Consider the following 8619-nt stretch of genomic DNA (forward strand, 5'->3'; position numbering starts at 1 on the left):
GGATCCTATAAGCGCTGCTTATATCGGGGTGCGGCAGGTCACCTGGAGCCCCAGCGTCACCCTTGTACCCACCCGCTTCTGTTTCAACAACTGCGGTTATTGCAGCTTTCGGCGCCCCCCAGATGGCTTAGATCCCTTAGCTGATGGGCTCAGTGATGCCCAGGCGCAAGCGGCATTGAGGCTGCGCCCCTGGGCTGCGGAGGTGCTTTTGCTAAGCGGCGAGGTGCCGCCCGGCTCCCCCCAGCGCCGCGCCTGGTTCAGTCGTCTGCTGGCTCTTAGTCGTCTGGCCTGGATAGAGGGCCGGCTGCCGCACACAAACGCGGGCCCCCTCTCGATAGCTGAAATGGCCGCCCTGGGCCGACTTAATGGCTCCATGGGGCTGATGCTGGAAGGGCTCGGCCTGGCCTACGACGCCTTGCATCGCCAGTCTCCGAGCAAGAGCTTGGCGGTGCGACTCGGCCAGTTGGAGCAGGCTGGTCGTTTAGGGATCCCCTTCACCACGGGGCTGTTGCTGGGCGTGGGGGAGTCCGAGGCCGACAGGCTCGCGGCCCTGGAGTTGCTGGCCCAGCTGCAGCGCCGCTGGGGTCACTTGCAGGAGGTGATCCTCCAGCCCTTCCGCCCCGATGCCACTTCTGCTCTGTTGCTCAATGCCACTGAGCAGGCCGACCTGCTTGGCACCATTGCCGCAGCCCGGACAATCCTGCCGCCGCAAGTGCACCTGCAGTTGCCACCAAATCTTTGGCCCTTGCAAGAGCTACCTGCTGCCCTGGCGGCGGGTATCGATGATCTTGGCGGCATCGATAGCAGTGACGTGATCAACCGCGCCTATCCCCAGCCCACGCCAACGGAGTTAGCGGAAGTGCTTGCCCAGGCTGGCTATGAGCTGACTCCTCGGCTGTGTGTGCATCAAGCCTGGCGCCGCTGTTTGCCGCTGGCTATGCGGCGCCAGGCTCTCCGCGCCGAATCAAGGTTGTTAGCGTCCAAATCTTCCGGACCCAGAAGTCCATGGCCGTGAGCGCCGCGAGCGACCAACGGGTGCTGCTGGTGCGGCTTCCCTGCAATCCAATTTTTCCGATCGGCCCGATCTACCTGGCTGATCACCTGCATAAGCAGTTCCCGCACCTGCCTCAGCAGATTCTTGATCTGGCGGCAGTGCCCCTCCTTGATGTGGAGCAGGTGCTGCTGCGGGCAGTTGAGGCGTTTAGGCACACCCTGCTGGTGTTCTCCTGGCGCGACATCCAGATTTATGCGCCCGTGGATGGGCGTGGCGGCAATCCCCTGCAGAACTCCTTTGAGGTGTTTTATGCACGCAATCCGCTGCGGCGCCTGCGCGGTGCCTTGGGTGGCCTGGGGTTGATGGCTTCCTTTTACGGTGAGCTATGGCGCAATTTGCGGCTGGTGCGCCGCGGCCTGCGCCGGTCCCGCCGCTTCGAGCCCAAGGCAACCGCTGTGCTGGGAGGGGGTGCGGTGAGTGTGTTTTATGAGCAGCTGGGCCGCAAGCTGCCCAAGGGCACCGTGGTGTCGGTGGGAGAAGGGGAGCCCCTGCTGGAGAAGCTGATCCGCGGTGAATCCCTTGCTGCGGAGCGCTGCTTTTTGGCGGGTGAGGCACCCCGGCCCGGGCTGATCCACGAGCAGCCGGCTGGCATGGATAAAACCGCCTGCAACTACGCCTACATCGCCGAGATTTGGCCACAGCTCGACTGGTATCTCGACGGCGGTGACTTCTACGTGGGCGTCCAGACCAAGCGCGGCTGCCCCCACAACTGCTGCTACTGCGTTTACACCGTGGTGGAGGGCAAGGCGGTGCGCGTCAATCCTGTGGAGGAGGTGATCGCTGAGATGGGCCAGCTCTACGCCAAGGGCGTGAGAGGTTTTTGGTTCACCGATGCCCAGTTCATCCCGGCCCGGCGCTACATCGACGACGCCAAGCAGTTGTTGCGGGCGATTCAGGCCCAGGGTTGGAGCGATATCCGCTGGGCCGCCTATATCCGCGCCGACAATCTCGACGCCGAGCTGGCTGAGCTGATGGTGGCCACCGGCATGGATTACTTCGAGATCGGTATCACCTCGGGCTCCCAGGAGCTCGTGCGCAAGATGCGCATGGGCTACAACCTGCGCACCGTGCTCGAGAACTGCCGCCTGCTGGCTCGGGCCGGCTTCCGTGAGCACGTGTCGGTGAATTACTCGTTCAACGTGATCGACGAGCGGCCAGAGACGATCCGCCAGACCGTGGCCTATCACCGCGAGCTGGAGCGCATCTTCGGGGCCGACAAAGTCGAGCCGGCGATCTTTTTCATCGGCCTGCAGCCCCACACCCACCTGGAGCAATACGGCTTTGATCAGGGCCTGATCAAGCCTGGCTACAACCCGATGAGCATGCTGCCTTGGACTGCTCGTCAGCTGCTCTGGAACCCTGAGCCGATGGGCAGCACCTTCGGCCGCATCTGCCTCGAGGCCTTCGAGCGCAACCCCGGTGATTTCGGCCGCACCGTGATGGACCTGCTTGAGCGTGATTACGGCCTCGCCCCACTGGAAGAGGCCCTACATGCCCCAGTGGAGGGGCGCAAAGCCCTGGCTACGGCGACCCGCTAGACCCGTCTTTGCTCCACCAGCGGCGGCGAATCCAGAGCAGGGCGCCTAGGCCTATCCAGCCAATCAGTCCGCCGATCGGGTTGATGTCGGCGCCACCGGGACCCACCAGCCAGCCAGGCGCTGCTGGGGAAATCTGCAGCAGGCCCTTCTGCACTAGAAACCAACCCCCCACCAGGCCGCCATGCAGGCCTATTGCTCCCCATAGGGAGCCTGAGTCGGCTCGCCGCTGCAGAGCCAGCACTAGACCCAACAGAATTAGGCCCCCCAGCAGCCCCAAGGCCTCGAGCCCAGGGGCCCGATACCAGGGGTGCAGCAGGGCAAAGAGCAGCGCCTGCACCACCAGCGCCCGGCGTGCCCCCAGCTGGAGCTCCAGTTCGCCCCATAGCCAGCCGCGAAACAGCAGCTCTTCGGCAAATCCCACCCCCGCCAGCAGCAGCAGGCCGTTGAGCAGCAGGGCTCCATTGAGCTCCCCAAGCCATTGGGCTTGGCCGGCGATCACTAAGCCCGAGGCAACTAGGGCGAGCAAGAGCAGTGCCTTCAGCAGCCCCCGCACGCCGCTGCGTAGGGCAAGGGCACCTGGCACAGCCAATCCCAGGCGCAGCCAGGGATTGGACTCCTGCCAAACCCGCCTCAGTCTCAAAGGCAGGCTGGTAAGCAACAAAATCAGGGCCACTACCAGACCCGCCAGATCCACCTGGTCGGAGCGCCAGTTGGGGGCTAGGAGGGCAAGAGGCCGGGCCACCAGCCAACCCATTAGGTAGAGCAAGGGCACGTACAACAAGGTGCCCCACCAGTGCGGTCGCACTGCCGCGTTAGCTGCCGCAGCAGGCGGCTCCATCAGCTTTCGGGCTCGAGGCTGCTGCTCAGGCCCTTGCCCTTAAGGGTTTCGCAATAAAACTCAGCGGGCTCTAGATCGCAGACGATCACCAGTCCTACGCCGGTGTTGTGGGCCTCCAGCATTACGGCAATCGCGTCCTGCTCACTGAGCGAGGGCACCACTTGGCGCAGGGTGGTCACCACGTATTCCATCGAGTTGACGGGATCGTTGTGCAGCAGCACCTTGTAGCGGGGCGATGGCTTGCGCACCCGCTCCGGGGCCTTCTCCATCACGGCTGCCCCGCCGCTCTCGCGGCTGGGACTCTGGGTGGCGATTGGCATAGGAGTCATGGCAACAGACATGACGTTTCGCCCTATTAAAGGGCCCGGATGCGCCCCATGGCTTCTTCCACGTTCTCCCGGCTGTTGAAGGCCGAAAGGCGGAAGTAGCCCTCTCCCGCGGCGCCGAAGCCGCTGCCGGGGGTGCCCACTACGTGGGCTTTGCCGAGCAGGTGGTCGAAGAAGCCCCAGGAATCCATGTTTTCGGGGGTTTTCAGCCACACGTAGGGGGCCTGCTCGCCCCCATACACCTGGATACCGGCGGCCGTTAGTTCGTGGCGGATGATCGCCGCGTTTTGCATGTAAAAGGCAACCAGAGCCTGAACTTGGGCCTGCCCCTCGACCGAATACACCGCCTCGGCGCCGCGCTGCACGATGTAGCTGACGCCGTTGAATTTGGTGCACTGGCGCCTGTTCCACAGGGCCCAAAGCTCCACCCGTTCGCCATTGGCGGCAGTGCCCATCAGGCCGCGGGGCACCACGGTGAGAGCGCAGCGGGTGCCGGTGAAGCCGGCGTTCTTGGAAAAGGAGCGAAACTCAATGGCGCACTCGCGGGCGCCTTCGATCTCGTAGATCGAGTGGGGTAGTTCGGGGTCCTGGATGAAGGCCTCGTAGGCGGCGTCAAACAGGATCAGGGCATCGTTGGCGCGGGCGTAATCGACCCAGGCCTGCAGCTGCGCCTTGGTGGCTACAGCGCCGGTGGGGTTATTGGGAAAGCACAGGTAAATCAGATCCACCTTTTCAGTGGGGATCTCGGCGGTGAAGCCGTTGGCTGCGGTGATCGGCAGGTAGGTGAGGCCGCCATAGCGCCCCGCATCGTCGGCGTCGCCGGTGCGCCCTGCCATCACATTGCTGTCCACATAAACCGGGTAAACCGGGTCTGTCACGGCGATGCGGTTGCCCTCGCCGAGGATGTCGAGGATGTTGCTGCTGTCGCATTTGGAGCCGTCGGAGACGAAGATCTCCTCGGCGCTCACCTGGCAGCCGCGGGCCTGGAAATCGCTAGCGGCGATTTTTTCCCGCAGCCATAGGTAGCCCTGCTCGGGGCCGTAGCCGTGGAAGCCCTCGCGGCTGCCCATTTCATCGATGGCGCCCTTCATGGCGGTGCGGCAGGCCTCAGGGAGCGGCTCGGTCACATCGCCGATGCCTAGGCGGATGATCGGCGCCTCGGGATTGGCCTCACTGAAGGCCTTCACCCGCCGTCCAATCTCAGGGAAGAGGTAGCCCGCCTTGAGCTTGAGATAATTGCCGTTGACCTGAGCCATGGTGCGCGGGGTGGGCCGCCGCCGGGCCCGGTGAGTGATGGGGCGATTGTCCTATGCGGCAGATTTGGCTTACGCTGGTAAGCAGGCCTGTGGATGCTCGGATGGATGCTCTGCTCACCCTTTCCTCCAAGGGCCAGCTGGTGATTCCAGCCCGGCTGCGCCAGTTGCTCGGGCTACGCGCCGGCGATCGCCTGGCCCTGAACCTTGAGCCCGATGGCCTGCATCTGGCCCCCCAGGGGGCGGCCAATGCGGCCAGTGCTCATGCACTGATTGGTGCGGCTCACTATGAGGGTGAGCCTGTGCCGCTTGAGCGCATGGACCCGGCGCTCTATGTCTCCAAGGGAACGCCATGACCTTGCCGGTGGCCCTTGACACCAACCTGCTGGTGCGCCTACTCACCAATGACGACCCTGAGCAGGCCCGCCGCGTGGCCGATCTGATCGACGACAGCTCAGCCTGTTTCGTGCCGATCACCGTGGTGCTGGAGCTGGAATGGGTCCTGCGCGGCGCTTATCAATTGCCCCGGGAGGCGATCATTCGGGCCTTCCGAGGCTTGAACGCGATCCGCCAACTGCATCTGGAGCAGGAGGAGCAGGTGTTGCAGGCCCTCGAGGCCTATGCCAAGGGCCTGGATTTCGCCGATGCCCTGCATCTGCTGCGCAGTGAGGGCTGCGCGGCTCTGGTCAGCTTCGATAGAGCTTTGGTGCGCAAGGCTGGCGAGCTGGCGCTCACGCCGGCGGTGCAGCAGCTCTGAGCCCGGTGCTGCATACGATCAACTCAGCTTCCAGCCGCCGTGCCCGTGACCGTTGCCACCTCGGCTGATGCGCCGGTCGACTTCGACGCTCTGGTTGATCTGGGCATCAGCAAGCCCGCCCGCTACCTGGGCAATGAGCTGGGGGTGAAGCCGCGCGACTGGGAGGCCGATTGGAAGGAAGTAGGGGTGCGTTGGGCGCTCACCTACCCCGAGGTCTACGAGGTGGGGGCAAGCAACAGCGGCCACATCATTCTCTATTCAATCCTCAACGCCGTTCCCGGCCAGCTGTGCGACCGCAGCTACCTGCCTGCTCCTGATCTGGCGGCACGCCTGCGCGAGCGCGGTGCCCCCCTCTTTGCAGTGGAGAGCCGGCGCCCCCTAGCCGCCTTCGACATCCTGGGCTTCTCGCTCAGCTACGAGCTGGGCGGCACCAACATCCTCGAGATGCTGGAGCTGGCCGGCATCCCGATTCGGGCTGCTGAGCGGGGCGACCTGCCCCTGGCTCACCCGGATGCGCCACCGCTCATCTTTGCCGGCGGCCCCACCGCCACCAGCAACCCGGAGCCCTTTGCTGCCTTCTTCGACTTCGTGGCCCTCGGCGATGGCGAGGAGCTGCTGCCGGAGATCGGCCTGGTGGTGGCTGAGGCTCGCGCAGCCGGCCATACGCGCCGGCAGCTGCTGCGCGATCTGGCTCAGGTGCCTGGCGTGTACGTGCCCTCTCTCTATGGCCCCGGCGTCGATGGGGTGAGCATCGAGCCGCTCGAACCAGGCGCCCCTGCTCGGGTTCAGCGGCGAACGGCCACGCCGATGCCCCACTACGCCATGGGGTTGGTGCCCCATATCGAAACCGTGCACGACAGGCTCACGGTGGAAATTCGCCGCGGCTGCACCCGCGGTTGCCGCTTCTGTCAGCCGGGGATGCTGACTCGCCCTGCCCGCGATGTGGAGCCAGAAGCGGTCATTGAAGCCGTTGAGGAGGGCATGGGCCGCACCGGCTACAGCGATTTCTCGCTGCTTTCGCTGAGCTGCTCGGATTATCTGGCTCTGCCTGCGGTGGGGGTGGAGCTGCGCAATCGCCTGGCTGACAAAAACGTGAGCCTCACCCTGCCTAGCCAGCGAGTGGATCGTTTTGATCAAAACATCGCCCACATCCTGGGCGGTACCCGCAAGGCGGGCCTCACCTTTGCGCCGGAGGCTGGCAGCCAGCGTCTGCGCGACATCGTCAATAAGGGGCTCACCGACGCAGAGCTGCTGGCCGGCGTGCGTACGGCGATGGAGAACGGCTATCGCAAGTTGAAGCTTTATTTCATGATCGGTCTGCCGGGTGAAACTGACGCTGACGTGCTCGGCATCGCCGATACTTGCCAGGCCCTGCAAGGGCAGTGCTCCGATCTCGGCCGGCTGGAGCTCAACCTCACGATCAGTAATTTCACGCCCAAGCCCCACACGCCATTCCAGTGGCACAGCGTCAGCACCGATGAATTTCGGCGGCGTCAGGAGCTGTTGCGCCGGGCCCTGCGCCAGTTGCGGGGCCTCAAAACTAATTTCAGTGATGTGCGCCTTTCCGCGGTGGAAGACTTTGTCGGCCGCGGCGACCGTCGCCTCTCAGCGGTGATTGAGGCGGCCTGGCGGGCCGGGGCGGGATTGGATGCCTGGTTTGAGTCGGCCGAGCGCAGCTACGCCGCCTGGACCGGCGCGATCGAGGCGGCGGGCCTGGGTGGCCGCTACCGCCAGCTGGAGCTAGGCGCCTGGAGCGCGGTGGAGGCGATGGATGCTGCTGACCTGGAGACCTTTTGCGAACAGAGCCTGCCCTGGGACCACATCGATTCCGGCCTGGATAAGCGCTGGCTGGCTGAGGACCTGCAGCGTGCCCTAGCCGCCACCGTGGTGCCCGATTGCTCCTTTGATGGCTGCAGCAGCTGTGGCGTGTGCGGCCCGGAGCTTGGCCACAACGTGGTAATTCCGCCGCCTGCCATTCCGGCGGCCCTTCCCCAGCGGGCCCCTGCCAGCGACCGGGTCGACCGGCTCCGCATTGGCTTTGCCAAAACTGGCTCCCTGGCTTTGATTAGCCATCTAGACACCTTGCGGATGCTGGAGCGGGCCCTGCGCCGCTCCGACTTGCCGGTGAGTTTCACCGGTGGCTTCCATCCTCTGCCTCGCCTGCAGCTAGCCCTGCCGCTGCCATTAGGGGTAGAGGGCAGCGGCGAGTGGCTGGATTTGGAGTTCACCGAACAGGTGGATCCAGGCCTGGTGTGCTCTCGGTTGCAGCCTGAGCTTCCACCTGGCTTCCAGCTGCTCTCGGCTATTCGGGTTGAGGTGTTTGGCGTCAGCCTTTCCCAAGAGCTGGCTTCTGCCCATTGGCAGTTTGTTTTGCAGCCCCAAGCCGGGGCGCCACCGACCCTGGAGCAGTGGCAGCAGGCCCGCGCCAGCCTGATAGCCGCTGAGACGCTGACCTGGAACGACACAGATAAAAAAGGTCGCCCCCGCAGCCGCGATTGCCGGCCGTTTTTGCTCGATTTGCAATGGGCGGAGCCGCAGTCGGATGGTTCCTTGCTGTGCACCCTATGGGCTGCGATCGATGCCGCTGGCCGCAGTCTCCGCCCTGAGCAGGTGCAGCACTGGCTCGCTGAACGGCTCGGTCAATCCCTTGCCCTGAGTGGCTTACGGCGGAAAGGCTTGGTGCTGAAGCCGTGCTAATTTCCTATCAAGGCGAATTGCCGATTGGGCTCGGTTTATTGATCGAGTTCCAACGGTTGCCGGTAGCCAGGTTCGCTGGTTTAACCGCCCCAGGACACCTCTGTCCCAGTCTTCGCCCCACCGCACTCAGGAAGCTCGATTCTTGAAAGCTGTTTC

At 64.4% G+C, this 8619-nt stretch carries 8 protein-coding genes; 5 read left to right on the forward strand and 3 right to left on the reverse strand.

Annotated elements, in window-relative coordinates; translation table 11 throughout:
• Positions 1–7 precede the first annotated feature (7 nt).
• Complete coding sequence (cofG, locus tag KBZ07_RS12245) at positions 8–1015, forward strand: 7,8-didemethyl-8-hydroxy-5-deazariboflavin synthase subunit CofG (protein ID WP_254931884.1); 1008 nt, start codon at positions 8–10, stop codon at positions 1013–1015.
• Positions 1006–2592 carry a photosystem II high light acclimation radical SAM protein gene (locus KBZ07_RS12250; RefSeq protein WP_254931879.1) on the forward strand — a complete coding sequence of 529 codons (1587 nt, stop codon included), beginning with the start codon at positions 1006–1008 and terminating at the stop codon, positions 2590–2592. Before cofG ends, KBZ07_RS12250 begins: the two co-directional genes overlap by 10 nt.
• On the opposite strand, the gene KBZ07_RS12255 is transcribed toward KBZ07_RS12250, so the two are convergent.
• From KBZ07_RS12255 to KBZ07_RS12265, 3 genes are read right to left on the reverse strand one after another with little or no spacing between them, the layout of a single operon-like run.
• Positions 2576–3430 (reverse strand): CPBP family intramembrane glutamic endopeptidase, encoded by an 855-nt coding sequence (locus KBZ07_RS12255; protein ID WP_254931880.1) that lies wholly within the window; start codon positions 3428–3430, stop codon positions 2576–2578. The genes KBZ07_RS12250 and KBZ07_RS12255 overlap by 17 nt on opposite strands.
• Positions 3430–3759, reverse strand: a complete 330-nt coding sequence (gene clpS, locus KBZ07_RS12260; protein ID WP_396093912.1) for an ATP-dependent Clp protease adapter ClpS — start codon at positions 3757–3759, stop codon at positions 3430–3432. Before clpS ends, KBZ07_RS12255 begins: the two co-directional genes overlap by 1 nt.
• Positions 3760–3785: 26 nt before the next feature.
• Positions 3786–5012: an LL-diaminopimelate aminotransferase gene (locus KBZ07_RS12265; RefSeq protein ID WP_254931881.1), complete on the reverse strand. Its 1227-nt coding sequence runs from the start codon at positions 5010–5012 to the stop codon at positions 3786–3788.
• 101 nt (positions 5013–5113) lie between these two features.
• Between KBZ07_RS12265 and KBZ07_RS12270 the strand changes: the two genes are divergently transcribed.
• The 3 genes from KBZ07_RS12270 to KBZ07_RS12280 are packed head-to-tail and all read left to right on the forward strand — an operon-like array spanning position 5114 to position 8463.
• Complete coding sequence (locus tag KBZ07_RS12270; protein WP_161956154.1) at positions 5114–5365, forward strand: AbrB/MazE/SpoVT family DNA-binding domain-containing protein; 252 nt, start codon at positions 5114–5116, stop codon at positions 5363–5365.
• Entirely contained in the window at positions 5362–5766 is a 405-nt protein-coding gene (locus tag KBZ07_RS12275) for a type II toxin-antitoxin system VapC family toxin (protein ID WP_254931882.1), read from the forward strand. Before KBZ07_RS12270 ends, KBZ07_RS12275 begins: the two co-directional genes overlap by 4 nt.
• A 45-nt stretch (positions 5767–5811) precedes the next feature.
• Entirely contained in the window at positions 5812–8463 is a 2652-nt protein-coding gene (locus KBZ07_RS12280; RefSeq protein WP_254931883.1) for a TIGR03960 family B12-binding radical SAM protein, read from the forward strand.
• The last annotated feature ends 156 nt before the right edge of the window (positions 8464–8619 follow it).

Source organism: Cyanobium sp. BA20m-14 (genome assembly GCF_024346295.1).